22 protein-coding genes and 2 tRNA genes are annotated in these 26589 nt (G+C 48.2%); 14 read left to right on the forward strand and 10 right to left on the reverse strand.

Annotated features, from left to right (window positions below; genetic code table 11):
• Nucleotides 1–10 precede the first annotated feature (10 nt).
• From mgtE to argB, 4 genes are all read left to right on the forward strand, one after another.
• On the forward strand, nucleotides 11–1414 hold the full coding sequence (mgtE, locus tag ACFI32_RS11045) for a magnesium transporter (protein ID WP_462626642.1): 1404 nt from the start codon (nucleotides 11–13) through the stop codon (nucleotides 1412–1414).
• Nucleotides 1415–1491: 77 nt separating this feature from the next.
• A complete protein-coding gene (gene dut / locus ACFI32_RS11050; protein ID WP_462626643.1) occupies nucleotides 1492–1956 on the forward strand; it encodes a dUTP diphosphatase in 465 nt (154 codons plus the stop codon).
• 137 nt (nucleotides 1957–2093) lie between these two features.
• On the forward strand, nucleotides 2094–3908 hold the full coding sequence (locus ACFI32_RS11055) for a phosphohexomutase domain-containing protein (RefSeq protein WP_462626644.1): 1815 nt from the start codon (nucleotides 2094–2096) through the stop codon (nucleotides 3906–3908).
• 78 nt (nucleotides 3909–3986) lie between these two features.
• Entirely contained in the window at nucleotides 3987–4898 is a 912-nt protein-coding gene (gene argB, locus ACFI32_RS11060) for an acetylglutamate kinase (RefSeq protein WP_462626666.1), read from the forward strand.
• Between the two features lie 109 nt (nucleotides 4899–5007).
• Here the strand turns inward: argB and ACFI32_RS11065 are convergent, their stop codons facing one another.
• The 3 genes from ACFI32_RS11065 to ACFI32_RS11075 form a co-directional block, all read right to left on the reverse strand.
• On the reverse strand, nucleotides 5008–5367 hold the full coding sequence (locus ACFI32_RS11065) for a hypothetical protein (RefSeq protein ID WP_462626645.1): 360 nt from the start codon (nucleotides 5365–5367) through the stop codon (nucleotides 5008–5010).
• 132 nt (nucleotides 5368–5499) lie between these two features.
• Nucleotides 5500–5877, reverse strand: coding sequence for a Spx/MgsR family RNA polymerase-binding regulatory protein (locus ACFI32_RS11070; protein WP_462626646.1), 378 nt, complete (start codon nucleotides 5875–5877; stop codon nucleotides 5500–5502).
• A gap of 37 nt (nucleotides 5878–5914) precedes the next feature.
• The gene (locus ACFI32_RS11075) at nucleotides 5915–6409 is read right to left on the reverse strand and encodes a hypothetical protein (RefSeq protein ID WP_462626647.1); all 495 of its coding nucleotides are present in this window, start codon (nucleotides 6407–6409) and stop codon (nucleotides 5915–5917) included.
• A 344-nt stretch (nucleotides 6410–6753) separates the two neighbouring features.
• On the opposite strand from ACFI32_RS11075, the gene leuS reads away from it, so the two are divergent.
• The 7 genes from leuS to ACFI32_RS11110 all read left to right on the forward strand — a co-directional run bounded on the left by leuS (nucleotide 6754) and on the right by ACFI32_RS11110 (nucleotide 15339).
• On the forward strand, nucleotides 6754–9432 hold the full coding sequence (gene leuS, locus ACFI32_RS11080) for a leucine--tRNA ligase (RefSeq protein ID WP_462626648.1): 2679 nt from the start codon (nucleotides 6754–6756) through the stop codon (nucleotides 9430–9432).
• Nucleotides 9433–9471: 39 nt separating this feature from the next.
• Nucleotides 9472–10179: an LPS-assembly lipoprotein LptE gene (locus ACFI32_RS11085; protein ID WP_462626649.1), complete on the forward strand. Its 708-nt coding sequence runs from the start codon at nucleotides 9472–9474 to the stop codon at nucleotides 10177–10179.
• Nucleotides 10180–10336: 157 nt separating this feature from the next.
• Complete coding sequence (gene holA, locus ACFI32_RS11090) at nucleotides 10337–11419, forward strand: DNA polymerase III subunit delta (RefSeq protein WP_462626650.1); 1083 nt, start codon at nucleotides 10337–10339, stop codon at nucleotides 11417–11419.
• A gap of 139 nt (nucleotides 11420–11558) precedes the next feature.
• Nucleotides 11559–12878, forward strand: coding sequence for an efflux RND transporter periplasmic adaptor subunit (locus ACFI32_RS11095; protein WP_462626651.1), 1320 nt, complete (start codon nucleotides 11559–11561; stop codon nucleotides 12876–12878).
• A 140-nt stretch (nucleotides 12879–13018) separates the two neighbouring features.
• Entirely contained in the window at nucleotides 13019–15013 is a 1995-nt protein-coding gene (locus ACFI32_RS11100) for a MacB family efflux pump subunit (protein ID WP_462626652.1), read from the forward strand.
• Nucleotides 15014–15165: 152 nt separating this feature from the next.
• A tRNA-Lys gene (locus tag ACFI32_RS11105) sits at nucleotides 15166–15241 on the forward strand.
• 22 nt (nucleotides 15242–15263) lie between these two features.
• Nucleotides 15264–15339: transfer RNA gene (locus ACFI32_RS11110), tRNA-Lys, on the forward strand.
• Between the two features lie 173 nt (nucleotides 15340–15512).
• Here the strand turns inward: ACFI32_RS11110 and ACFI32_RS11115 are convergent.
• Complete coding sequence (locus ACFI32_RS11115) at nucleotides 15513–16283, reverse strand: MBL fold metallo-hydrolase (RefSeq protein WP_462626653.1); 771 nt, start codon at nucleotides 16281–16283, stop codon at nucleotides 15513–15515.
• A gap of 308 nt (nucleotides 16284–16591) precedes the next feature.
• Between ACFI32_RS11115 and ACFI32_RS11120 the strand changes: the two genes are divergently transcribed.
• Both ACFI32_RS11120 and ACFI32_RS11125 read left to right on the forward strand, forming a co-directional pair.
• Nucleotides 16592–18841 carry a hypothetical protein gene (locus ACFI32_RS11120; RefSeq protein WP_462626654.1) on the forward strand — a complete coding sequence of 750 codons (2250 nt, stop codon included), beginning with the start codon at nucleotides 16592–16594 and terminating at the stop codon, nucleotides 18839–18841.
• Nucleotides 18842–18862: 21 nt separating this feature from the next.
• On the forward strand, nucleotides 18863–19780 hold the full coding sequence (locus ACFI32_RS11125; RefSeq protein ID WP_462626655.1) for a DUF3142 domain-containing protein: 918 nt from the start codon (nucleotides 18863–18865) through the stop codon (nucleotides 19778–19780).
• Between the two features lie 209 nt (nucleotides 19781–19989).
• On the opposite strand, the gene ACFI32_RS11130 is transcribed toward ACFI32_RS11125, so the two are convergent.
• A complete protein-coding gene (locus tag ACFI32_RS11130; protein WP_462626656.1) occupies nucleotides 19990–22077 on the reverse strand; it encodes a catalase in 2088 nt (695 codons plus the stop codon).
• 395 nt (nucleotides 22078–22472) lie between these two features.
• Between ACFI32_RS11130 and ACFI32_RS11135 the strand changes: the two genes are divergently transcribed.
• Nucleotides 22473–23282, forward strand: coding sequence for a dienelactone hydrolase family protein (locus tag ACFI32_RS11135; RefSeq protein WP_462626657.1), 810 nt, complete (start codon nucleotides 22473–22475; stop codon nucleotides 23280–23282).
• 162 nt (nucleotides 23283–23444) lie between these two features.
• Here ACFI32_RS11135 and ACFI32_RS11140 read toward each other — a convergent pair whose 3' ends face one another.
• The 5 genes from ACFI32_RS11140 to ACFI32_RS11160 all read right to left on the reverse strand — a co-directional run bounded on the left by ACFI32_RS11140 (nucleotide 23445) and on the right by ACFI32_RS11160 (nucleotide 26587).
• Nucleotides 23445–24101 (reverse strand): DUF938 domain-containing protein, encoded by a 657-nt coding sequence (locus ACFI32_RS11140; RefSeq protein ID WP_462626658.1) that lies wholly within the window; start codon nucleotides 24099–24101, stop codon nucleotides 23445–23447.
• A 46-nt stretch (nucleotides 24102–24147) separates the two neighbouring features.
• Nucleotides 24148–24612, reverse strand: coding sequence for a flavodoxin family protein (locus ACFI32_RS11145; protein ID WP_462626659.1), 465 nt, complete (start codon nucleotides 24610–24612; stop codon nucleotides 24148–24150).
• A 1-nt stretch (nucleotide 24613) separates the two neighbouring features.
• Nucleotides 24614–25027 (reverse strand): OsmC family protein, encoded by a 414-nt coding sequence (locus ACFI32_RS11150; protein WP_462626660.1) that lies wholly within the window; start codon nucleotides 25025–25027, stop codon nucleotides 24614–24616.
• Nucleotides 25028–25087: 60 nt separating this feature from the next.
• Nucleotides 25088–26209 carry a DUF3800 domain-containing protein gene (locus tag ACFI32_RS11155; RefSeq protein WP_462626661.1) on the reverse strand — a complete coding sequence of 374 codons (1122 nt, stop codon included), beginning with the start codon at nucleotides 26207–26209 and terminating at the stop codon, nucleotides 25088–25090.
• Between the two features lie 222 nt (nucleotides 26210–26431).
• Complete coding sequence (locus tag ACFI32_RS11160; RefSeq protein ID WP_462626667.1) at nucleotides 26432–26587, reverse strand: amidohydrolase family protein; 156 nt, start codon at nucleotides 26585–26587, stop codon at nucleotides 26432–26434.
• Nucleotides 26588–26589 lie beyond the last annotated feature (2 nt).

Raw genomic sequence — 26589 nt, forward strand, 5'->3', positions numbered from 1 at the left:
TGGAGTGCTTATGCCTACCGCCGCCCCAAACCCTGATCGGTCCAACAAGCCGCAGGGCGACTACCCTTCACTTGAGTATAGCGCCGAATCCAAGCTGCTATACCTGCAAGGGTTAGTGGCGGATGGTGCGTACACGACCATTACCGAGTTTTTGGCCGAGCAGTCAGAGTACGAGATTGCCAGCTTGCTTGAGTCATTCCCCTCGCAAGATCGTCTCCTAATCTGGACGCAAGTACCCGAAAATCTAAAAGGTGAGGTGCTCGCTGAACTGGAGATGGATACCCGCCAGCCATTGATGGAAAACATCTCCTCAACACAAATCTCCATATTGACCCAAGATTTGGACGCGCAGGACATCTCGGAGATTTTGGATACCGTGACCGATACGGTGCGCACCTCGGTCATGGCCACGCTTGATGAAGACATCCGTATTCAGGTCAACAAGCTCGACACCTATGAAGATTGGGAAGTCGGCAGCTATATGGACCCTGACATTATCCAAATACGGGACAACATCTCGCTCTCGCAAGTTCAAGACTGGCTGCGCAGTAACGACGATCTGCTCGATGACCAAAGCCAAGAGCTACTGGTCGTCGATCAAAGCCAGCAGCTGCTTGGTCTACTCAGTTTGGTGGATTTGATCAAACACAGTCAAAATGCGCTGGTTACTGATTTTATTGATAATGCCATCACCATCAACGACCGCTTAGATATCCAAGAAGCGGCAGCGATTTTTCGCTCCGAGGACATCCGTTTCGCCCCTGTAACCAATGCCCATGATGAGCTGGTCGGTCAATTAAACGCCGAAGACATCATGGAGATCATCCAAGATGATGTCGACAGTACCATGAAAAATCTGGCTGGTGTCAGCCAAGATGAGGAGCTGTTTGCACCGATTTTGACCAGTGCCAAAAGCCGCAGCATTTGGCTGGGTATTAACTTAGGCACAGCACTGCTGGCAGCTGCCGTCATTGGGCAGTTTGAAGCGGTACTTGCCAAGGTCGTGGCGCTGGCAGTGCTGATGCCTGTGGTCGCCAGTATGGGGGGCATTGCTGGCTCGCAGACGCTGACCGTGGTCATTCGCGGCTTGGCTATGGGTCAAATCGGCGGCTCAAACCGCTGGTGGCTGTTTAACAAAGAGCTGTGGGTCGGTGCGATTAATGGCATTATTTGGGCCATCATCATGGCACTCATTGCGCAAGTATGGTTCCAAGACTTCAGGATCAGTGCGGTGATTGGCTGCGCCATCGCCATCAATATGACTGCGGCTAACGCCTCTGGCATCACCATCCCGCTGATGCTCAAACGCATGAACATCGACCCTGCACTGTCCGCCTCGGTGATTTTGACCACGGTGACGGATATTGTGGGCTTCTTATCCTTTTTAGGCTTGGCCAGTATTTTGCTGCTCTAGCAATAAGCGCTTGGCAAGCGTTATTTTATGTTTATCCACGGCATATTTGCCGTATTTTATACAAAAGTGAGTGTATTATGAAGGCTGTACAAGTTAAAGTGCTCAACCCAAAAATCTTTGAAGATGCGGCGTTTGCTATGCCCACACGTGCCACTGACGGTTCAGCAGGTATCGACTTGCGCGCTTGTATTGACGCACCATTGACCATCAAAGCAGGCAGCACTGAGCTGGTAGGTACTGGCCTTGCTGTGTATATCCAAGATCCCGATTATGCAGGTATGATTTTACCGCGTTCGGGCTTAGGACATAAGCATGGCATCGTGCTTGGCAACTTGGTCGGCTTGATCGATGCAGATTATCAAGGGGAGCTGATGGTCAGTGTTTGGAACCGTAGTGATACCGATTTTGTACTGAATCCTGCAGAGCGTATGGCACAATATATAATTGTGCCTGTTGCTCGTCCAGAATTTGAGGTGGTTACCGAGTTTAGCGATACCAGTGCGCGCGGTGCTGGCGGTTTTGGGCACTCTGGTCGTCATTAATTGGTGATGGCTCATAGCGACGTCAAGCGCCTGCAATGATGCACGTGTATTCAGGCAGCGCTGCGATTGATAAAAAGCGCGGCTGATTGTTGATTGGTACGTACATGAGTGAATGACTTTAATAAGGAGATTTGGTTATGCCGCCTTTTGCCGCTCAGCATTCTTTATTTCGTGCTTATGATATTCGCGGCGAGCGGCATTATTTTACCACTGATTTTATTTATGCCGCTGGCGAAAGCTTCGCGCAACTCTACCGCGCGGCGCACCACACCTGTCCCAACGCTGATAGTGATACGAGTACACCGCTGCCAACCGTGGTCATTGGTTATGATATGCGCCTCGGCAGTAAAAATATTGCCCGCATTTTGGGCGATGTGTTGGCCACGCGTCAGCTACAAGTGGTTGATCTGGGTCTGGTCACCACGCCGATGATGGCCTTTTGGGCGCAGCAATACGATGGCCACGGCATCATGGTCACCGCCAGTCATTCTGCCAAAGATATTTTAGGCATCAAATGGCTGGTCGACCATACTTCACCCAGCAGCAAAGATATTGCCAGCTTTTACGCCAACTTACCCGCTTCTAATCACACAACTACCCGTCATCAAACTCGCCTCAGCCACTGCCCGCAAATTACCCACTCTCCAATCACCCGCCTATCAGCAGATCACGTTGCGCAGTGCTATCAGCAAACGATGACGACCGTATTTACCCGTCTTTATCGCCAACTGCCAGCGGCTACCACAGAGACCAAAAGCATTAATGTAGCTAGCCAAAAACTGGATATGACCGTGGTGATTGACTGCTTGCATGGCGCCACCAGTCGCATCGCCGAAGCCTTGTTTAAGCAATGTTGTGCGCGGGTAATTATGCTTAACGACACCCCTGACGGCAACTTTCCTGCTGGTAACCCAGACCCAACCGAGCGCGGCCGCCTTGCAGAATTACAGCATACCGTCATTTTGGAGCAAGCCGATATTGGTATTGCCTTTGACGGTGATGGCGACCGGGTCATGGTGGTAGACAATAGCGGTAAGGTTGTCATACCTGATCACTTACTCTATCTATTAGCACAAGTCGCCTTGAGCACACCCCCATCCGACAACGCCTGCCAAACCACTCAGTCATCACAAGCTGATGATCACAAATTTGACCGTCAAAACGCTGCGCCCGAAGTCATCTTTGATATCAAATGCGCGCATCACCTCACACCATTACTCACCAAGCTGGGCGCGCAGCCTATCATGAGTAAAACAGGCAGCAGCTTGATGCGCAAACAGCTACAAACAGGGATGCAGCAAGCCGTATTTGCAGGTGAGTTATCGGGACATTTTATCTTTAATGATGGTTATTTTATCGTCTATGACGATGCCATTTATGCCAGTTTGCGTCTGCTCTACTGGCTGGTATATCACGCGCCCATCGACTACCCAGCCGCCAATAAAGGCATAAGAACCGATATCTGGGGCGAACGTAAGCCTGTTGACGCTCCCCTACAGCTCACAGACATTACGCGGCATCTGCCCACCTTGATCAGTACTGCAGATCATTATCTACCGCTACCCAAACTGATCTCTAACGAGTGCTCTATCGTGCATCACTTGACTGAACTTTGTCATTATTTGCAGCAGCAGGTTGTTATACTACCGTCAGCACCAAAATCAACGCGACCTGACTGTCATTGTTTAGCAGCAGCGCAGCATGACTTGCAACCACAAGCGCAGACGCTATTGCCAGCAGGGACACAGCTGACCTGTATTGACGGCATTCGGCTGGACTTTGCCCATGGCTTTGGAATTTTGCGCGAGTCCAATACCAGCCACAGCCTGACCGTGCGCTTTGCAGGCGATAGTGTGGCGGATTTGGAAGACATACAGTCGCGCTTTGTCAGTCTATGTCGTCCTTTCGATGCGCAGCTGGCGACGCAAATCGCCAATATCGACATGGTATGATGGCCGCTTGATATCGATTACACCGATCGTCGTCTACACCATGCATAATAATACGTTTTATAATTTTAGGAGTTTATGATGTCGCTTAATTTGGATGATGCCAAAATCACCGCTGAAGTACTCACCACCGCGCTGCCCTATATTCAGCGCTATGAAGACAAGCTGATCGTGGTCAAATATGGTGGCAATGCCATGACTGATCCTGAACTTGAAAGCTCATTTGCCCGCGATATCGTGCTACTCAAAACCGTTGGTTTGCATCCTGTGGTTGTTCATGGCGGTGGCCCGCAAGTAGACAACCTGCTTAAAGAGCTGGGGCGTCAGTCTGACCGTATCGACGGCATGCGCGTCACGGATAAAAGCACCATGGATGTGGTGGAAATGGTGCTTGGCGGCAGCGTCAACAAGTCCATCGTCAGCTTAATCAACAAGCATGGCGGCCGCGCCATCGGTATGACAGGTAAAGATGCCAACTTGATCCGCGCCAAAAAACTGATGATAGAAAAAACCAATGAAGATGGCATCGCTGTCCCGATTGATTTGGGCTTCGTCGGCGACGTGGTCAGTGTTAACAAAGACGTGATCAACATGCTGATCGCCTCCAACTTTATCCCCGTGATCGCCCCGCTTGGTGTCGATAACGAAGGTAACACCTACAACATCAATGCTGACTTGGTGGCAGGTAAAGTCGCTGAGTTTTTGCAGGCTGAAAAATTGATGCTGCTGACCAATATCAAAGGCGTGTTGGGTAGTGATGGTGAGGTGGTCACAGGACTAACACCCAAAAAAGTAGACAAACTGATTGAGGACGGCATCATTTCAGGCGGTATGATTCCAAAAATTCAGTGCGCCCTTGATGCCGTGCGTAGCGGCGTAAAAAGTGCAGTGATTGTTGATGGCCGCGTCCCTCACGCCACCTTGCTGGAGATTTTTACCAATGAAGGTGTTGGGACGCTCATTAGCCGTGATATTGACTCAGCAATGAGCTAAAAATGCAATATTAATGCGCTAGGATTATCAAAAGGTCGTTATCCATAGCGGGTAACGACCTTTTTTTATGTCCTATGACGTTATCAAATGACTGTGTTCATACAGACGCTTAATACACACAGAAATCAATGGCACTATGATGGCTGCTACCATAGACTTTGATGTAATGGTTGCCCTTACGTTTGGTATAAAAGCTGGTATCTGCACCATAGCGATCACCTTCCAAACGCTGCTTACCATCTGAGACATAAGCGACACTGATTTGATCATCGCCAATGTTGCTGACGACCAAATTTTGTTCTGGGCTCAGCCACAGACGGAATACCTTACCGTCTTGCACATCGCCTGCAAAGCTGCCGCAATAACTGTCTTTAGGAAAAGTAATTTTGGTCGATGCAGGTGCCGCTTGCGCGGTACTGGCCAAGAGTGGGGTCAGTGCCAAGGCGGCGGTTAACAATACTGCTTTCATCATTGATTCCTCACATTTATTTAGCGAACTTTATTTTACCAAATAAATGGGTAGTAAAGCTCGTTATCTTGTCAGCACTGCGTAAATAGCAATGGCTTCACTCGCGCTGCTGCTGACAACCTTTACTGTTTATCAGCCAAGCACCTTATCAAACGCGGCGTCATCAAAACCGCACAGCAGTATTGGTTGATCTTGGTTTTTGTTGTCAGCGTCGCCTTCTATTATCGGGCGTTTGATCATACTGGTATTTTCCACCAGTAAATCTATCGCGGCGTCCACGCTGGCATCAGCCGCTTGCTTTTGACTGTCGTCTAGCTTGCGCCATGTGGTACCGCGTTTGTTGAGTACCTTATCAATACCCAGCGCATCCACCCAGCGCTGTACTTTCACTTTATCAATGCCTTGTTTTTTATAATCATGAAAATCATAGCTGACATTTAACTCATCGAGCTTGTTGAATGCCTTTTTCATCGTGCTGCATGATTTGATACCGTAGATGGTGATGGTCATAATATTTCCTTAAAATATGGTTAAGATAGCGGACGCGTTATTTAAAAACCACAAATAAGTAAACAGCCAACAGCAGCACAATCAATACCAATGATAAATATTTGGCTTTTTTGGTCATGAGCTTCATTCGCTCCATCTCTATAGGCTCATAATGTACCGCTGCACTCCCTTCAAAGGCAAGGTTGACCGTATTGACAATTTCTAATTCGTTCAAAATACAGTTTTTATATCTCATTGGCCTTATGGGGTATTGTATCGCTTTACCCTGTTTGGGCTGAATAAATAACGTCCAAATCTCACTATGCTTGATAACGCGGCGATCAACATCTATATCATAAATGTCTTGCCATAATAGTTTTTTCTGCTGTGGCCATCGCAATACTTGCAGCAAATCTATCCCACTGTCTGTAATACGAAGTACCGGCTCGCCTTTGATCAAAGCCATTAATATGGCAATGACAGCCATGACAATAAAAAACATGAAAAGCCATATACATAATACAGCCACCCACTCATTATCTTCTTGCGCCAAGGGCAGACCATAAAAATACAATGGAAACAGCAGCAAACCGAGGGCCATAACGAATGCGATGGTCTTTTTTGATAAGTACAGTTCGATGGGATACGGTAGTACCTGTCCTGTCTCTGGTTTTTGCATATTTCGCCTTATTATCATTTTATAATACTATTGTGGGTGCTGACACTGATAACATTTGTTTATTGAAGTAAATATTTTATCTTGTTATGGTCATATTGACTACGCTCTACTCAGCTATTATTAGCTCGCTCCCATCGCAATTTTGCTCAATTTACGCTATCCTATCCCATCTAAATGTATTCCTATTACCCTTCAAAACCTTAATTTTCGAGCCAACTATGAGCAATGCCGTGACAGCAGACCAAATCGACAACAATTATTACAACCCGCAAGCGATAGAAGCCGCGCAGCAAGCCAAATGGGCAAACGACAAGCGCTTTGAAGTCGACAATGAGCCAAGCGACAAGCCCAGCCGCTACATGCTCTCTATGTTCCCTTACCCAAGCGGCAAGCTGCACATGGGTCATGTGCGCAATTACACCATCTCGGATGTGTTAAGCCGCTATTATCGCCTCAAGGGCTATGAGGTCATGCAGCCAATGGGTTGGGATGCGTTTGGCCTGCCTGCAGAAAATGCAGCCATTGCCAATCAAACTCCGCCTGCCGCGTGGACGTTTGCCAATATTGACAACATGCGCGCGCAGCTTAAATTGCTCGGGCTGTCTATCGACTGGTCACGTGAGTTTGCGACGTGTACCCCTGAGTACTATCAGTGGGAACAATGGCTCTTTTTGCAATTGTATAAAAAAGGCTTGGTCTATAAAAAGCTATCAACCGTCAACTGGGATCCAGTCGACAATACCGTACTCGCCAACGAGCAAGTGGTCGATGGTAAAGGCTGGCGCAGTGGCGCACCCGTTGAAAAGCGCGATATCCCAATGTATTATTTTAACATCACCGACTACGCCGATGAGCTGCTTGATGACTTGGATCAACTAGAGGGCCACTGGCCACCTGAAGTGTTGACCATGCAGCGCAACTGGATCGGCCGTAGTGCGGGGATGGAAGTTCATTTCCCTTATGAGATTGAAGGTCAAAGCAACTCGCTAGACGTGTTCACCACTCGCCCTGATACCTTGATGGGTGTCACCTATGTTGCGGTTGCCGCTGAGCATCCTTTGGCACAGTACGCGGCCGAACGCGATGACATCATTGCTGATTTTTGTGCCCTGTGCAAAAAAGGCTCAGTCGCCGAAGCAGATCTGGCCAAAGCCGAAAAAATCGGTATGGACACTGGCTTGACAGTCACCCACCCACTAACAGGCGAGCAAGTACCTGTTTGGGTCGCCAACTATGTACTCATGAGCTACGGCTCAGGCGCGGTCATGGCGGTACCTGCCCATGACGAACGTGACTATGAGTTTGCTAGCAAATATAACTTGCCGATCAAACAAGTCATCGATATCCCTGAGGGCTACTTTGAAGCGCTGGCCGAAGATGGCGCGGCAGATGACAACCGAGCTTATACCGAGCGTAACACCTTGGTCAACTCAGGCGACTTTGATGGTATGAACTTTGAGCAGGCCTTTGACGCGATGCTCGATAAGCTTGCGCCGCAAAAACTGGCCAACAAAAAAATTCAGTACCGTTTGCGCGATTGGGGCGTTTCTCGCCAGCGCTATTGGGGCTGTCCAATCCCAATGGTCAACTGTGAGCATTGTGGCACCGTGCCTGTCGATGAAAAAGATTTGCCAGTCGTATTGCCAACCGACGTCGTACCCGATGGTCGCGGCAACCCGCTGAAAAACTTGCCAGAGTTTGTCAACACCAGCTGCCCTAAGTGCGGCAACCCTGCCGAGCGTGAAACCGACACCTTTGATACCTTTGTGGAGTCCAGCTGGTATCATTCGCGTTTTGCCAGCCCAAATGACACCCAAAATATGGTCAACAAGTCTGCCGCTAACAAATGGCTGCCAGTCGATCAGTATGTCGGCGGCGTTGAGCATGCCGTCATGCATTTGCTTTATGCCCGCTTTTTTCACAAGTTGATGCGTGATGAAAACTTGGTCTCAGGTGATGAGCCCTTTGCCAACTTGATGACCCAAGGTATGGTGCTAGCAGGCACGTTCCATCGCGTCAATGCTGATGGCAGCACCACTTACTACTTTGCTAATGATGTTGATATCGAATACAACGATCGCGGCCAGCCGATCAATGCCACACTCAAAGCGGACGGTCAGCCCGTCACCATCGGCAAAATCGAGAAGATGTCTAAGTCAAAAAACAACGGCGTCGACCCCCAAACCACCATCGACCAATACGGTGCGGATACCGTGCGCTTGTATACGCTGTTTACCGCGCCTGCTGATCAGACGCTAGAATGGTCTGATGATGCGCTCAAAGGCCCCTACAACTTCATCAAAAAAGTATGGCGTATTGCCAGCGAGCATATTGACGCCTTGAACAGTACAGAAACGCCGCTGGCAGTATTTAACTCGCAAGCACTGAGTGCCGCTGATCTGAGCCGCGCGGCAAAAGACTTGCGTCGCAAAACGCACGAAACCATTGGTAAGATTGACCATGACCTTGGTGAGCGTTTGGCGCTTAACACGCCTGTATCAAGCTTGATGGAATTGGCAAACGAGCTTAGCAGCTTTAGTGTCACCTCAGAGCAAGACTTGCAGGTCAAGCATGAAGCCTTGATTGATTTACTGATCATGTTGTCCGTCTATGCACCGCATGTGGGCGAGCATCTGCTTGAAGCGCTGGGTATGGAAACCAAAGACATCCGCTATCCTGCAGTTGATCCTGCCGCCTTGGTACAGGACACCATCACCATAGTTATCCAAGTAAATGGTAAGATGCGCGGCAAAATGGATGTGGCACCAAACAGCGACCCTGAAGCGCTCAAAGCGCAAGCACGCAGTATTGAGAGCGTGGCAAAATTCATCACAGGCGAGATCAAAAAAGAGATCGTCGTGCCCAACAAACTGGTCAATATCGTGGTGGCAGGCTAGGTTACGCTGGCGGCTATCTTCATTACAAGGATCGCGATTATGTCATATCAGCAGCTGCCGCACCCGATGGGCAAAAAGCTGGGCAAAAAAATGGCTACGGCGCTGTGTGCGGCGCTGCCAATGCTCAGCATATTGGGCACTGCGGCCAGCCTGAGTGCCTGCGGCTTTCATCTGCGCGGCTATGATGCGCCCATGCGTTTTGATGCGGCCAAAACGGCGATTGTCATTGATGATGATCGCACCTCGTTTCCGCTAAAGTTGCCGTTAACGCGCCAGCTAGAAGCGCTGGGCGTTGACGTGGTCGATAGCATGGCACTGATGACCACAGGACAAACGCCTGTTAGTGTCCGCAATAGCAGTGATGAGCCTATCGCGACCATCACTGTCGATAACGTACGCTTTAAGCGCTATGAGTTGGTTGGGGTCTTGACTGAGATTCGGCTGGTCTTGTCTGCTGATGTGACGTACCAAACGGTACAAAACGGTAAGCCCGTGACGTTGACCAACCCCACTCAGGTCACGCGCAGCTATCAGTACAATGAAGCCTCGGTCAGTACCGATGACCAACAAGGGATTCAGATTCGTGACTGGCTCTATGACAGCTTGGCGCGCCGTATCAGCGATCAGTACGTGGCCATTGGTCTACCCAAAATCGCACCAACTGCAGTACCTGCCAGCAAACCGATATTAACAGCGCCTGTAGCGCCGCCTGCCACCACGGTGGTGGTCGACCCTGACTCTAAGTAGCATGCAGACGGTTAGTATCCCTATCTGATGTGATCTGTTATTGTAGGCTAAGTGCTGCCCGTCAGTGCTTGGCCTATTTTATTGATCGGTTATTTATTTCAGTAATCTATGATAGCCAACCCCTCATTTCTGTTTACCATCGGTCACCTTACCTGTTATGCAAGATACCTTTATACAAGCTTATCCCAAACTGCTCCAGTCTGATGTCACCGTAGCTGGTTTGTGGCTCGCGCATGGTGATGAGCCGTTGCTACAGCAATGGCTGATTGATGCGCTACGGCCACACTGGCGCGCGCGCAATTACGCCGTTAAGCGTATTGAGCTGGTATCAGTCAAAAGCTGGCAAGAAGTGTTGTCCGAACTTGGCAGCTTATCACTGTTTGATGATGCCAGCGCGCTGATCGTGACAGGCAATCACAAACCCGACAAAGCCGTGCTGACTGAGCTGATACAATTTGCGGAAGCTGCGCAAGCCGATGCTCAAACGCACAGCTTGTTGTGGCTTACCCCCAAACAAGACCGCCGTAGTCAAAGCAGTAAATGGTTTACCCCATTTGCGCAATACGGCCATGTGATTGACTGCAACTTATATGACGAGCGTCAGCGCCGCCAGCTGCTACAACTGCAAGCGCAGCAATTTGGCTTGCAGCTGTCACAAGAAGCGTGGCAACTGCTGATGTCGCACACCCAGCACCACTTGCTCAGCGCTTACCAAACCTTGTGGCGCTTATCCTACCTGTTTGCGCCAGCCTTGTTGGGCAACGATGCGCCCGATGCGTCAGTGCCGCCCAGCCATCAAACTACTGAAACGGGTAACAAAGTCGCTTTAGACATCGATGATTTGCAAGCGGCGCTGGTCAGTGACGCCCGCTTTAGCGTGTTTGATTTATCAGATGCGATGCTGGCGGGTGACAGTCAACAAGTAGTCAACATCATCTGGCAACTCAAAGCCACTGACGAGCCTACCACGCTGGTGCTGTGGGCAATCAGTAAAGATATGCGCCAGATCATGGCACTACTTGATGGTCAAGATCCGCAGGCGCTGGGCATTTGGCGCAGTAAGCAAAGCCTATACCAGCAAGCCTGCCGCCGTCAGTCAAAAGCTCAAACCACTGAGTGGCCTGCCATCTTATATCGCTGCGATCAGGCCATTAAAGGCATCATTCGCCAGCCAGCGTGGGAGCTGTTACTCCAAGCTGCGCTACTATTGTCAGGGCAAACGCTGTTTACTGCCAAATAATAGTGGCAAGCACCTAAAACACATTTTTGTCTATATCAACGACAAATGCTTAACTTTTCGCAAACTAATTATCATTTCTTTTTGGCTATCCAGCCTTTACTATAGCCATACTTGATTTCACTGTAACTGGATAGTCGTCATGCGCAAAATAAGCAAAAAGTCTGCTATAAAATGGGGCGTGATCGCGCTTGTTATCATAGCCCTAGGGGCTGTGGCCTATAATTTTTTAACCCCTGAAGAAACCACCCCCAACTATCTGACTGCAACGGCTGAGATTGGCGACATCGAAAACAATGTCATGGCCTCAGGTAAGGTCAAAGCCCTCAATACTGTCGATGTCGGCTCGCAGGTTTCAGGTGAGGTTAAACGGCTATATGTCGAGGTCGGCGACGTGGTACAAAAAGGTGATCTGATCGCCCAAATTGACCAAGTCACCCAAAAGAATACCTTAAACAACCAGCAAGCCAGCCTTGAGCAAAGCGAAGCCGCGTTACAAAGTGCCCGTGCGGATCGCTTAAGCCGTGAGGCCAGTCTCAAGAGCGCCTTTGCTGATTTGGCCAGTCGCCAATCTGAGCTCAAGCAAGCACAGTCTGACTTTGCTCGCCTGCAATCCCTACTCGCTATTGATGCTATCTCCCAGCAAGAATATGACACCCAAGGCACGGCTGTCGAGACCGCCAAGGCAGCGGTTGACAATGCACGCGCCGCTATTGATACTGCTCGCGCTGCCATCGCCACGGCTGACGCCAATATCAGTAGCCAGCAAGCAGAGCTGCGCAAATCTCAAACCAATGTCAGCACCGCGCAAGAAGACCTCAGTTATACCACCATTCGTGCACCCATGACAGGCACAGTGGTCTCGATCACCACAGAACAAGGCTCAACGGTCAATGCCAATCAGACGGCACCGACCATCGTCACCCTAGCCGATCTTTCTACCGTGCGTATCAATGCGCAAATCTCGGAAGCCGACGTCATCAACGTCCAAGCAGGCATGCCCGTTTATTTTAATATCATCGGCAATCCTGACCAAAAATTTGACGCGACGCTCAAAGCGGTCGAACCTGCGCCAGAGGTGATCAGCGATACCAGCTCAACCGATACCGCCATCTACTATGTGGGCTATATCGAAGTACCCAACCCAGAGCGCCGCTTTCGTATTGATATGACCGCGCAGGTATATATTGTCATCGATCAAGCCAAAGACGCTTTACTGATCCCCTCCGCTGCCCTACAACCAACTACTAAAAGCCAAAGTAATACGGACAACCCAACCAGCAGCGATAATGGCAAAGCCGCCATGGTGCGCGTGCTCAAAGCAGACGGTCAAGTGGTCGAGCAACCAATCACTGTCGGTATCAACAACCGCGTGAATGCGCAGATTTTGACGGGCTTAACTGAGGGCGACGAGGTCATCCTTGGGGAAGAAGACGCTGGCAAAGGTGGGCCACCGTTCTAGGGCGTCTCCCTCATATCGCTTAGCAGCCTCCTAAACCGCTTGCCTTTCGCAGCTTGTGAGCACTGCTAGTGCCGTTTTGATTTGACGGTATCCTTAGTCCAGATTCGCCATTGATATTGATTGACATAGGCAGTACCCAAATGAGCAAAGACTTTACCACCGCCCCTGCAGCCGATGTGCCGTTGATACAAGTCAATGGCATCATTAGAGAATTTAAGGCAGGCGAGCAACTCATTCGCGTGTTACACGACATTAACCTCACCATCCATCAGGGTGAAATGGTCGCCATCATTGGTCAGTCAGGCTCAGGCAAATCCACCTTGATGAATATCTTAGGCTGCTTGGATCAAGCCAGCGCAGGTGACTATCAAATATTTGGCCAATCTGTCAGTAGGCTTGATGCCGATGAGCTGGCCAAACTGCGCCGTGAGCATTTTGGCTTTATCTTTCAGCGCTATCATCTGCTCGGCGATATCAGTGCAGGTGATAACGTATCCGTACCTGCTGTTTATGCTGGTATGGATGGTGAGGCTCGCCAGCTGCGCGCCAAAAAACTACTGGGTGATTTGGGACTGGCGGACAAAGTCAATAACCGACCAAGCCAGCTCTCAGGTGGTCAGCAGCAGCGGGTATCGATTGCCCGCGCCTTAATGAACGGCGGTGACATCATTTTGGCCGATGAACCAACGGGCGCGCTCGATAGCAAATCGGGCGAAGATGTGATGCAAATCTTACAATCGTTAAACGAGCAAGGTCACACCATTATTATGGTCACCCATGACCCCAATATCGCCGCCCAAGCCCAGCGCGTGATCGAAATCAAAGATGGTCACATCATTGCCGACTACAAAAATGAGCATTATCACGCCAACGAGCAGCAGCCTGAGACCATTTTGGGCAAACATCGCAAAAGCGCGTTTAGCAGCTTTATCGATCGCTTGCTTGAAGCCTTTAAAATGTCGCTGCTGGCGATGCGGGCGCATAAAATGCGTACTTTGCTCACTATGCTGGGGATCATCATCGGCATTGCCTCCGTGGTCTCAGTGGTGGGGCTGGGCAAAGGCTCCCAAGCGCAGATTTTGACCAACATCAGCTCTTTGGGCACCAACACTATTACCATCACCGACGGCTATCCGTGGGGTGACCCCAGACGCAGTTATAGTGATGACAACCTCACGCCCGAAGACGCGCAAGCGGTTGCTGACCAGCCCTACGTCGTCAGTGTCAGCCCGCAAGTCAACAGTAGCGGCAATGTGCGCTATCGTAATATTGAAGAAGCGGCCAACATCAGCGGTATTGGCAAAGACTATTTGGGCGTCACGGGCGAAACCTTGATACAAGGCCAAGGCTTTGATAAACAGAGTATTTTGCGCCGTACCCAAGATGTCATCTTAGATGACAATGCCCAAAAAACGTTCTTTCCAGACAACCCCTCACCCATCGGCGAAGTATTATTAATCGGTAGTGTCCCTGGACGGGTCATTGGCGTATTAGCGCCAAAAGACAGTGGTTTTGGCCCAAGCAGCGACTCTCCCACCTTATATATGCCCTACACCACCATCATGTCACGCATCAAAGGCAGCGCCTATATCGAAAGCTTTGTCGCACTGATTAACGATGACATCTCTTCGTCGGCTGCCGAATCTGCCATTTCGCAGTTGATCGAAGGCCGTCACGGTGCTGAAGATTTTCGCGTGCGCAACTCAGACTCGATCAGACAAACCATCGAGGCGACCACCTCGACAATGACGCTGCTGATCTCCTCTATCGCCATCATTTCTTTGATTGTTGGCGGCATTGGGGTGATGAACATCATGCTGGTGTCCGTCACTGAGCGTACCAACGAGATCGGCGTGCGTATGGCTGTGGGTGCCAGACAAAGCGATATCATGCAGCAGTTTTTGATCGAAGCGATTTTGGTCTGTATTTTGGGTGGGCTTTTGGGTATCGGACTGGCCTTTGCCATCGGTGAACTGATTAACAGCGTCGCTGGCGATAACTTTAAAGTCATCTACTCCTCGACCTCGATTATCGCCGCCTTTGTCTGTTCGACCTTAATTGGCGTTATTTTTGGCTTCTTACCTGCGCGTAACGCGGCCAAACTAGACCCTGTAGAGGCACTATCTCGCGATTGATTCGCACTTTTTGCTATGATTTTGGCCAAAAAAGGCTTTTTTTGCACAAATGGCACTTTTTTTAGTACTTAGGGTTGTAATTCTCATAATTCTATATATAATGTGCTCTCAAGTTTAGAGATACACAATATCTAAACGAGAAAGAAGAGTAAGGGCCGATAGCTCAGTTGGTAGAGCAGTTGACTTTTAATCAATTGGTCCCGCGTTCGAGTCGCGGTCGGCCCACCACTTTTTCTTTCACACCCTTTTAGGGCCGATAGCTCAGTTGGTAGAGCAGTTGACTTTTAATCAATTGGTCCCGCGTTCGAGTCGCGGTCGGCCCACCATATTTAAGAAAGCCCAGTCAGATTATTGACTGGGCTTTTTTTTGTCCTAAAATTCAGCTTCATTTTTATGCGTTATGAAGGCATGTCCCCCAATCTGAACGGAAGCGCCTACATGGGCTAAAAATACTGCATCATAATCGTTTTTGAGTGGCTCTTATATAGCGCTGCTACCATTAGCCAAATATGGATTTTTTTCCAGAGCGCCACAACAGTTTGTGCAAAATGGTGTCTTTGATGGTACGTGGCTCTTTTGGAGCATCGGCAATCAGCTTATCAAATGTTGCTGCATCAATCACCAGCTCACGCCCATGCGCCATCATCACATTGGACGGTTGCAAGTTTTTAATCTTTTGTAGCGAGGTGGCGTAAGTCTTGGGGTCATAAATCGGAAAGGGCGCGACAAATTTGTGCCGCAGTTTGATGATCAGATCAGCGGTATACACTTGCCGACTGGGCAGATGAAAAAAAGACAAATCACGGTCAGTATGACCCGGAGTCTCCAACACCTGCCACTCTACAAACTCAGGAATGCGGTCGCCATCATTGACCGTGATATCAGGGTGCAAATGCGCAGGATACCACAAGTTTTTGACAGGCCGCTGTTGGCGGTGCGCAACATAGTGCGCAAGCCCCGTATCGACCATGTGCATCAGCTGGCCGCCCAGCCCTGCATACCACTGCCGCGCCCTAGAAGACGAAACAATCAGGCAACCTGTGGCGACTCTAAGCCTGTGTGCGCCGCCCGCATGATCAGGATGCATGTGTGACACCATCACCACTTTGAGATCAGTGATTGGCCTGTTCAAAGTGCGGCGAATGTAGGTCAGCACCATAGGCACATCACTACGGCAGCAGCCATCAAGTAGCAGCAGCTTGTCTGCATATACCGCCAGATAGATGCTTTGAATATAGCCATCCAAACGTACAATCTCACATGTGCTCATCGGTCATCCTTGATCCGTCACTTCTCATCTATTATCGGTTCGCTTGTAGGCTACCTGCACATCCTGTGCGATAACCTACCCACCCTTTGTATACGCCTTATTTTAGTATAACGCCCTAGCGAGGGGATAACAGGGCTTTGGGTGAACGCTTGTGACCACAAATAATGCTCCTTATAAACTAAAAACTTCAGCACATAAGCTGAGTTTTATCAAGAAATATGGCATGGTTAAAATAAAATCCTGATATGATTATAGGCTCTAACAAACTAAGCGCTGACGAGTTGGCTATGAATAAGACGGCAGAAACTATGAAACGACCCACCCACCCTTTTTTAACGCTTATCTCTAAGGGTTTGGTTGTCGCGCTATGCACAACAGGCGTGATGGGGTTGTCTATAGCCGCACAAGCGGGTGGTGGTGAATACTGTGGCGCGAATTTTTCATTAGACAATCGACACTATAATGGATGCAAAATCAACTCGCCCACGCTAGATACTGGCAATGACACCCAAACCAATCTGTATTTATTACTTGCCGACAAAGGCTTAATAACCTTCGATGTGCCTGATACGCTAAACACTAGCAGCTATTATTATGACTTTCCGCTTAACTTGAGCACGTTAAGACAAACGGCAGTCAATACCATCCAAAATCCCAATCAGCATTTTTTAGAACCTTCTGAAAAAAATTATTATGCCGAATATTGTAATAGCTTTAATACAGGCAAAGCGGCGTTAGAAGAAGCGCTCACACTTGATACGACACTGACGTCAGAGGAGCGCTCACAACTGATACAGTTCCGCGACGCCATTCGCAGCGAATGCAATGACTCGTTCGATTTTGACACCGCCTCAGTAGAGGAGACGCCCATTTTTCCATTAAAATGGTCCGTCCATGCTCAACCATATGCAGACTATATTATGGCGACGCAATTGTTTTATTTAGGCAAAAAATCAGACTTTAACAGTGCCCATAATCTCTATCGTGCTTTGACGTCTCTTGAAGCGGGTAACAACGAAGGACTGGCTTGGCTGGTTGATACCGCAAACTACATGCTGATTCGCACGGGTATCAATCGTATTTATCAGCAAGGCATGGGGGATTATCGCTATGACAGCGAAGCCGTTGATCAAAGACTGGTTGCCAGCACGCAAAAAGCCATTGATACCTACCTGAGCCACTTTAAAAAGGAGCGCTATATTGCTTCAGCGCGCGGTTTACAGCGCCGACTCTACTGGCTTTCAGATCAACAAGACAAGCTGGTTGATGAGATTGAGTGGCAAATCAATCACCCACGTTCCACCTTGTTCAATCTTGACAGTCGCATATTGCCAGCAGAGATTGAACGCAGAGTCTTTTTTACAGATTTTGATGTGATCACAGATATTAACCAGCTTAGCGACCCCCTCTTACTGACCAGTTTTGTTCTCTACCGTTTAAGACCCGCTGACCCTTTTTCCGATACCAAACCCATGACATTGGCAGAACTTCAGCGTATAAAACCTAAGTTTAAAGGCAGCATGGAGTCATACCAGTATCTCATCGCGACCTACTACTTTGTGCAAGAGGACGATCCAGCACGGGCCATAAAGTATTTGCCCACCACGGTGCCGACAGGCAAGATGTCATACCTAACCTTTAGCCAATACGCGCTAAAAGCCAAAGCGTTGCAGCAAATAGGCCGCACAGACGAAGCAAACACGCTGTGGCACCAGCTGCATCAGCTGCCCAAACAACCGTTTCAAAACACAGTAACCGAGCTGGCATTAGCACTACAGGCTGATCAAACCAATGACTACCGCGCATTGTTTGGCAATCGCGCCAATATAACCTCACAAGCGCTAAAAATGCGCGTGATAACATATTCTGCAGGCCCCACTCTGCTAAAACAAATTGCGAATAATCATGCCAGCACAGACGCAATTGGTGCAGAGGCGCGTTACGCACTGCTTGCCAAATCACTCATCCATGGACGTTACAATGACTATTTAACCTACCAGCAGCGTTATTTGCCAAAAGATGCCAAAAAATATCGAGGCTTTGATAGTGAGGATGAGGCTCTAAATCACTTCCCTACCTTTAGTCAATTTAATTGGCAAGGTAAGCAGATCAGTCCCCGTATCAAGTGCCAAAGCTTAGAGCAGACCGTGACGCACCTGAGCCAACACCCACAAGATAGACTGCAAAAATTATGTCTAACCGAATTTATGTATGATACCAATCTGGCTGGCTATCTTGAAGATTCCGACCAGACTTATCATTCTTCTGCTGACAGCGATTCAGGCTATCGCTATGCTTACTTGGGTGATATACCCAGTCGTTTTGATGGTCAGGCGCTCAATAGACTGGATATGTACCGCGCCATATTTACAAACAGTCGCGATGATGAGCTGTCGGCCTATGCGCTGCATCGTGCGATTGGCTGCTTTGCCAGCTCAGGTAACAACCAGTGTGGCGGTGAACCCGTTGATTTATCCGTGCGTAAAGCGTGGTTTCAACGTCTAAAATCAGACTTTAGCCGTACGACTTGGGCCAAAAATCAAAAATATTATTGGTAAGGGTAAAGGGCTATTGATGTGATGAACCATCAGCAAAAGTATAAGCGGCCGGTATTAGGCTTTGTTGGGCTTATCATCATGATGGTTGCGGCGTTGGCGTATCAGCACCTCACTAGCCGCCCTCTTCTTGCTCACTCTGAGCCTAACCAACAAGCCCACTCAGAGGCCAGTCTTTTGAGTAACATTCAGCCTATTCATACGGCGACTGCAGCAATTGGCAATACGGTTATTGCTGCTGACAATTATGAGCAGTTTTGGATATGGACACCACCCAGAGCGGACAGCAAGATCAGCCAAGCACACACCTTGTATCTCTTACAAGGTGAAATACGTCCGCCCAATATGCCCTATTATCGACCCAGTACCAATGTTAGTACCAGTGCCAGTACCAACGGCACCAACACCCCTACCGTTCAGGCATCACAGGCCACCCTAACACCGCAAGGGTTAGGGGTGCGCACTTTGAGTGATAAAAAAATCTGGCTGGTCTATCGTGCAACCAGTCAGACGTGGTCAGGTGAGGTGATGGGACAGCTTGTTGGTCGTTTGAAAGCATGGCAGCGCGCAGGCAATCAAGTCATGGGGATCCAAATAGACTATGACGCGCCAACCTATCAATTAGATGAATATGCCCAACTGCTTAGAAGTATTCGGCAGCAACTACCTGCGCGTTATCAATTGAGTGTGACTGGGCTACTGGATTGGTCAAACCAAGCCGAGGACTCTCAATTTATTCAGCTCAATGACGCCATCGACGAGTTGGTGATACAAACCTATCAAGGCACCACCACGTTACCGAATTACGCGCAATATCTGACCAGATTGGAAAACTTACCCTTTGATTTTAAGGTTGGTGTGATTGAAGGTGGTCAGTGGCAAGGGGCTGCATTTTTGGAAAACAACCCGCACTTTAAGGGCTATGTGGTATTTTTGCGCTAAAAAAGCCCCAGCACAAGGGCTGAGGCTTTATTGGTGTATAGTAGAACCTAAATAAAATTGATACAGTGTAGGAAACACGCTCGATTAAACGCTATTTTTCTTGCTTGCTGTGACTGCGTCTCCAGAGGCTGCGCAAAATAACGTTTAATCTTGCTATACCATTTTTATAATGGTTTCAATATATCATGACGCTTTGTTATTGCTTGCGATTATGCAAGGTCACGTACCTTTGGTTCACGCTCCCATAGACGGGTTTTGGCGTTTTCAATAAAGCCATCCACATCATCCAATGGCGTCACGAACGCATCTTTTTCAATGGGCAACTTGCTTAAGATATGCTCTTCGGTGGCAGGGCAATACGCAATGGCTTTACAATGCGTATAAGCATCATTAAACCAATCTAACGCAGCACCGTCCATTGCCAATTTTTTGGCGGGTGGATGCATAATGATGCTGACAATCGCATCAAAGAGCACCGATGGCGCGCCAGCCAAACGCTCGTCCGTTTGGATATGCGTGCCATCATCGAGCGTCACTTCTTTGTTCGGCGCGACGATTTTTACGGTTGCACCCGCTTCTTTTGCGGCTTTCTCGAACTTCTCAACTTCGCTATGGCTGGAGCCTTCAGCAACCAAGATACCGACCAAGCGACCTTGTAGGCTCTTCGGTGAGATACCGATGGTTTGCAACGCTTTTGAGGTACCAAGATCCTGTACAGGAGCGGCGGCGTCTGCTGGTTCTGGCAGTTCCATACCAAGTGCGCTTGCCACTCGGTTCGCTAAGTCTTCATCGATATGCGGCAGATGGCTCAGCATACGCGTACGGACATGGGCAGTATCCACTTTGCCCAGCTCAAAGGCATAAGCAGAGGCAATGTGTGCCTTGCCTGCGTCAGTCTGGCTGCGATAGAACATACGCGGCTGGCTATAATGATCGGCAAAGCTCTCGGCTCTGATACGACCTTTTACGCCATCATCCAGCTGCTCATGGAAAGAAGCATACCCACGCTTGTCACTTTCGCGTGGACGCGTTGGATCAAGGCTTTGTGGCTCATAGAGCACGCGCGTTTTTGGCACTTGCATCTGCATATGACCGTCTTGCTGATTGTTGGCAAACGGACATTTTGGCGCGTTGATTGGAATTTGTGCAAAGTTTGGTGAGCCAAGGCGTGACAACTGCGTGTCTAGGTAGCTAAACAGACGGCCTTGGAGCAATGGATCGTTACTATAGTCGATACCTGGCACCACATGCGATGGGCAGAATGCCACCTGCTCGGTTTCGGCAAAGAAGTTATCAGGGTTACGGTTCAAAACCATTTTGCCGATGATTTTAACCGGTACCAATTCTTCTGGAATCAACTTGGTCGCATCAAGGTGGTCAAATGGGAACTGCTCGGCTTCTTCTTCAGTGAATAACTGAACACCAAATTCCCATTCAGGGTACATTTCGTTGTCGATAGACTCGAACAAATCGCGGCGATGATAATCAGGATCCGCACCTGAGATTTTTACCGCTTCATCCCACGTGGTGGACTGTACGCCAAGGACAGGTTTCCAGTGGAAGCGCACAAAGGTGCTTTTGCCTTGGGCATTGATCAAGCGGTAGGTATGAATACCAAAACCTTCCATCATACGCAGACTACGCGGTAGGCCGCGATCACTCATCAGCCAAATCAGGTTGTGCATGGTTTCAGGGCTTAGTGACACAAAGTCCCAAAAGGTATCATGGGCAGACGCTGCTTGCGGGAAACCGCGATCTGGCTCAGGCTTGACCGCATGAATCAAATCTGGAAACTTAATGGCATCTTGGATAAAGAAAATCGGCATGTTATTGCCCACGATATCCCAGTTGCCCTCGTCGGTATAAACTTTTACCGAAAAGCCGCGCACATCACGTGGCGTGTCTTTAGAACCTTTGTTGCCCGCAACGGTAGAAAAACGCGTGAATAGTGGCGTTTGCGTACCTGTCTCGGTCAGAATTTTGGCAGTCGTATAATCTTCTAATGATTCAGTCAGCTCAAAATAACCGTGGGCGGCACTACCGCGCGCATGAACGATACGCTCAGGGATGCGCTCATGGTCAAAATGATTGATCTTTTCACGCAGTACAAAGTCTTCTAGCAGTGTTGGGCCACGGCTGCCTGCCTTGAGCGAGTTTTGGTTGTCGCCAATGGGCACGCCTTGCTGGGTGGTCAACACTTTGGTGTCGTCGCCAGCTTGCTGATGCGTCTCGCCGCCCTGACCACGTGTTGGATTCATGTCTTTAGCGGGGTCAGTATGATCGATATTCTTTTTCATATTATGTCCTGGCTGATTTATTGTTGATATGCGCTGTTTTAGGTAAGTTATTGTTTATATAAAATATTTTTTAGCAAACTTATGTCTTAGACAATGTGTAAATATCAAACTGACTAAGACCGTCATAAGCTCACTAGTGATTCATACTACTTAAAAACCATGACAAACACATGCCAAAGCTTGTTGAGGTTTGGTTAAAGTTTGCATCCACGCACCAAAATCGCTGTCTTACTTTTTTGACGCCGTGCTACTATCGATAGTCGATGTCTATGATTGTTTTTGATGGCAGTAGGCCGCCGTCAATACCAAAACAGCACGTGAACAACATGAATAGACACACTGCCACACCCACTATTCATCTTTTCTTTTACTCATTGTCAATAACGAGGTCTTTTATGTTGTCACCGTCTGCAAACACAGCCCATACATCAACCACCACCCGCCGCACTCTACCCATCGCTGCTGCATTGGGCACCATGGCGCTGATCGTCAGCCAATCAGCCGCTGCCATCACCACTGAAAACGTGGTCTATATGGTTGATGACCAGCCTTATGAAGGTTATTACGCTAAGGCCGACAAACCCAATGCCCCTTTTATTTTATTGATTCACGACTGGGATGGCCTGACCGACTATGAGCGCACACGTGCTGATATGTTGGCAAACGAAGGCTATAACGTCTTGGCGGCTGATATGTTCGGACAAGGCATCCGCCCGACTTCTATCGCAGAAAACAAGCGTTTGACAGGAGAACTCTATAACGATCGCAACAAAATGCGCCGTATACTCCAAGGCGCACTCAATGCGGGACGAGTAGAGGGCAATGATGTCCGTAATGGCACGACGATGGGTTATTGTTTTGGTGGGACGGTGGCACTTGAGTTGGCACGATCGGGCGTTGCGCAAAAAGCCTTTGTCCCCTTTCATGGCGGCCTAGACACCCCGCCGCGTCAAGACTATAGCAATACCAAAGGCGAGATTTTGGTCTTTCATGGCTCAGCCGATCAGTCGGTATCGCTTGATGACTTTGCCACCTTAGGTAAAACATTAGAGACCGCCAACGTACCGCATGAAATGATCACCTATAGCGGCGCGCCGCATGCCTTTAGCGTGTTCGGTAGCGACAGATATGATGCCCGTGCTGACGAGCGCTCTTGGGCGCGCTATTTGGACTTTTTGGCACAGACTTACCCTGACCAGCCCTAGTCTACACTTGGGCTTAAATCAGTGGTATCGATAGATGATAGGTAAAAGGGTCATGCTGAACACTTAAGTGTCGCATGACCCTTTTTGATGCTGGCTATAGGGCATGCCCCTATGAGAAAGATAAGAAATAAGGATAGCAATTCTAATAACCGTACGAACACGTTAGGCTGGCTGTTTTTTAAACACCAATAGCAGGTTGTTGGCAGGCATTTGATAAGTTTGGGATAAACTCAAACCATGACCCGTCGCCAGCGTAGTCACCGCTTCGATATCGCGAATACCACTACCCGTACCACGCTGACGTAGTGACGTATCAAACTGGCGATTGCCCGCACTGGTATACTGTCCATCGATATTAAATGGCCCGTAAATCACCAGCGTGCCACCTTGCGGCAACGCATCACCTGCCAGCGCAAAGAAACTTTCGACCAGTGGCCACGCGATGATATGCAGTGTGTTTGCTGTATATATCGCATCATAGGGCTGCTGATGGGTTAAGCTTGTCGGCAAATGGCGCTGCGCCAAATCTAGCACGAGCGGCGCACGCACGTTAGGCGCAGGATATGCTGCATGCCAAGCGCGTATCGCCGCATGGTTGTCACTCAAATCACTGGTCTGCCACACCACGTGTGGTAGCTGCGGCGCAAAATAAATACTGTGCTGCCCTGTCCCAGAGCCAATCTCCAGCACATGCTCAGAGCTGGCCAAAACAGTTTGTAGTACCGACACGATCGGCTGCTGGTTGTTTGCACAGGCCTGCGAAAACGGCAGCGTCTCCTGTGGGTTGACATCGGTATTGCCCAAATTATTCGTGTGCAAATGGCCTCCTATTGGGCGCTATCCATACTCCTAAGTATCGGCAGTATTAATAAATACCCGCCTCTACCCCAGCCGCCAATGTCATCGCAAGCTCTTCTACTTGCTCAGCGAAGCTGTCCTGCCACTCGCCCTGCAAGATTAGCGCCTCTTGTATCCATGACCAGCGTAGCCCTGTTGTGATCGTCTGCATGGCAAGCTTGGTACCCGTCCCATCATGCCCTGCGCGTATATATAACGCAAACGGCATGCCTTGCTTTTGTTCCAGCACAGGATAATAACAGCGATCAAAAAAGTCCTTGGTCAGCCCTGCCATATAAGACAGATTCTCCGTCGTGCCAATGATTAAGGCATCGGCTGTCAGTACATCCTCAGGCTGGGTGTCTTGTGGCGATTTTAATACCACATTGATATCGATATCAGGATGATTCGCGCCAGCATACGCCGCCTGCGCCAAGCGTTCAGTGTTGGGCGATGGTGCATGCGCGACGATGAGTAATGTTTTTGTCATCATCTTAAAGGGCATGCGCAGTACGGAACGTGAGGTTCTGCGTGATATCAGGGTGGATACTTTTGGCGACTGGGCAAGCTAAGGCCGTGTTATAAAAGATGGTTTGCGTTCTATCATCAAGCTGACTGTTAAAGGTGATGATGACATGGATCTCGCTTACGCGTCTTGGGTCAGCGGCCATGATTTTGGTCACTTCCGCCGTCGTCCCTGCAAGGTCAATCTCCATATCACGGGCTTTGATACCGATGATGGTGAGCATACAGCTTGCTAAGCTGGTCGCTAGCAAGTCAGTCGGTGAAAACGCCTCACCCTTGCCTTGGTTGTCCGTTGGCGCATCGGTGATGATTTCATTATTTGATTGCAAATGAATGGCGGTGGTACGCAAATCGCCTTGGTAAGTTACTTTTGATGTAGTCATGGGGTTCTCTTTATAGGTTATTTTTAAATTACTACTATATTAGCTATACTTGATTAATTACTATGAATGAATTAAAAAATGATTCGCTTCATAGATAAAATACTCGATTCCATCTAAAAGTTCTTCACCATTTTCTGATCGACGAACCAATTCTTGCAAAATCATTCCATTTCTTCGTGCTTCTAAACTCGACGGATCTACATGAATCAAATCTGGAAATACACTTCCATGAGTCACAACATCTTCTATTAATCCACGCCATTTCACTGCAAACTCATCAGTGTTCTCTGGATTACATGCATAAGAAAAAGCTGCGGCAACTGCATCAGCAAGTTGTACTCCTGCAACATCTTTTGAATCAACTAAGTTTACAGATTCCGTTAAATTGAAGGTAATAGGAAGACTTTTATCACCAAAGCTTGAGAATATATTATCAGTACATCCAATCATTGTATTCAGAAGCTCTCCATCTGCTTCTAGAGGCTTAGATTTATCGCAATATGCTGTTAAAGTCTTATAGCTTTGTCCCCAATCAGCTAATAGCGTATACAGACTCGTATTTGTGAGATCAAGACTCCACTTCCCTGATCCTTCTCCTATATAACTATCAATTTCTTCGACTACAGTCGTTTTGTTATTTTTAGCGAAAGTAAATACATATTCAAGAGTTTTTGATAATTTACCGGTAAATTTTGAGTTGAATAAAGTGCTTAAATCATTAAAATCGCCAGTCCTCATTAGAAGCTCAAAATCTTCAAATATTTCTTCTGCATATGCTTCATTTCTTACGAAATCAAGATAGAGCATGTTACTAACAAATTTGTGAAAATTAATACCGTAAAATATAGAACTACTTTTTGCTAAAGAAGGTTCAAAAATGTATTCGAAGAACTTACCTGCTAAAGCATATTTTTTATTTGAAACTGATACTCTCATTTTCCCATTTAATGAATTTAATATCTCATCTATCGCTCTGCGACCTTTAATTTTTTTGACTAACTTTCCACCTTTTATCTCACCGTTTTGAATTTGATATTTTTTTATAATATTTTCTACCAAATCCTTGGCATCTTTTTCAGAAATAGCAATAGCTGCGTAACTAAATATTGGCTGTTGAGAATCCAGTAGCCTATTCCCAGTGAATCCTGACTCGTCAAAATAAATATTTGCGTGCTCTTCCAAAATATACCCCTTAGAAATATAACATCTCGCAAATCCAAAAATTATTACTGTTATATCACACTGATAATATATAAATAATACACTTTCTTACCTTTCCAGAAATCTTTAGATTCATCTCTCATCATTCTACACCCTTCCCACCCCATTTTATCAATACATATCCCACAAAAAAACGCAGGCTTGCACCTGCGTCTATTACGCTCATATTGGCATGGTTAGCGGTTATAGTGGCGCGCTGTACACCTCTTGACCGCCCAGATAGGTTTTTAGCACTTTCGTTTCACTCACTTGGTCTGATGGCGTGTTGAGCAGATCCCTATCAATGATGATCATATCCGCATACTTACCCACTTCTAGCGAGCCGACTTTATCATCCATGT

The sequence above is a fragment of the Psychrobacter sp. PSi21 genome (assembly GCF_054960615.1).

Excerpts from the sequence above, each read along its gene's own strand:
- mgtE (WP_462626642.1), top strand. The coding sequence starts at position 11 with ATGCCTACCGCCGCCCCAAACCCTGATCGGTCCAACAAGCCGCAGGGC.
- dut (WP_462626643.1), top strand. The coding sequence starts at position 1,492 with ATGAAGGCTGTACAAGTTAAAGTGCTCAACCCAAAAATCTTTGAAGAT.
- ACFI32_RS11055 (WP_462626644.1), top strand. The coding sequence starts at position 2,094 with ATGCCGCCTTTTGCCGCTCAGCATTCTTTATTTCGTGCTTATGATATT.
- argB (WP_462626666.1), top strand. The coding sequence starts at position 3,987 with ATGTCGCTTAATTTGGATGATGCCAAAATCACCGCTGAAGTACTCACC.
- ACFI32_RS11065 (WP_462626645.1), bottom strand. The coding sequence starts at position 5,367 with ATGAAAGCAGTATTGTTAACCGCCGCCTTGGCACTGACCCCACTCTTG.
- ACFI32_RS11070 (WP_462626646.1), bottom strand. The coding sequence starts at position 5,877 with ATGACCATCACCATCTACGGTATCAAATCATGCAGCACGATGAAAAAG.
- leuS (WP_462626648.1), top strand. The coding sequence starts at position 6,754 with ATGAGCAATGCCGTGACAGCAGACCAAATCGACAACAATTATTACAAC.
- ACFI32_RS11085 (WP_462626649.1), top strand. The coding sequence starts at position 9,472 with ATGTCATATCAGCAGCTGCCGCACCCGATGGGCAAAAAGCTGGGCAAA.
- holA (WP_462626650.1), top strand. The coding sequence starts at position 10,337 with ATGCAAGATACCTTTATACAAGCTTATCCCAAACTGCTCCAGTCTGAT.
- ACFI32_RS11095 (WP_462626651.1), top strand. The coding sequence starts at position 11,559 with ATGCGCAAAATAAGCAAAAAGTCTGCTATAAAATGGGGCGTGATCGCG.
- ACFI32_RS11100 (WP_462626652.1), top strand. The coding sequence starts at position 13,019 with ATGAGCAAAGACTTTACCACCGCCCCTGCAGCCGATGTGCCGTTGATA.
- ACFI32_RS11115 (WP_462626653.1), bottom strand. The coding sequence starts at position 16,283 with ATGAGCACATGTGAGATTGTACGTTTGGATGGCTATATTCAAAGCATC.
- ACFI32_RS11120 (WP_462626654.1), top strand. The coding sequence starts at position 16,592 with ATGAAACGACCCACCCACCCTTTTTTAACGCTTATCTCTAAGGGTTTG.
- ACFI32_RS11125 (WP_462626655.1), top strand. The coding sequence starts at position 18,863 with ATGAACCATCAGCAAAAGTATAAGCGGCCGGTATTAGGCTTTGTTGGG.
- ACFI32_RS11130 (WP_462626656.1), bottom strand. The coding sequence starts at position 22,077 with ATGAAAAAGAATATCGATCATACTGACCCCGCTAAAGACATGAATCCA.
- ACFI32_RS11135 (WP_462626657.1), top strand. The coding sequence starts at position 22,473 with ATGTTGTCACCGTCTGCAAACACAGCCCATACATCAACCACCACCCGC.
- ACFI32_RS11145 (WP_462626659.1), bottom strand. The coding sequence starts at position 24,612 with ATGATGACAAAAACATTACTCATCGTCGCGCATGCACCATCGCCCAAC.
- ACFI32_RS11150 (WP_462626660.1), bottom strand. The coding sequence starts at position 25,027 with ATGACTACATCAAAAGTAACTTACCAAGGCGATTTGCGTACCACCGCC.
- ACFI32_RS11160 (WP_462626667.1), bottom strand. The coding sequence starts at position 26,587 with ATGGATGATAAAGTCGGCTCGCTAGAAGTGGGTAAGTATGCGGATATG.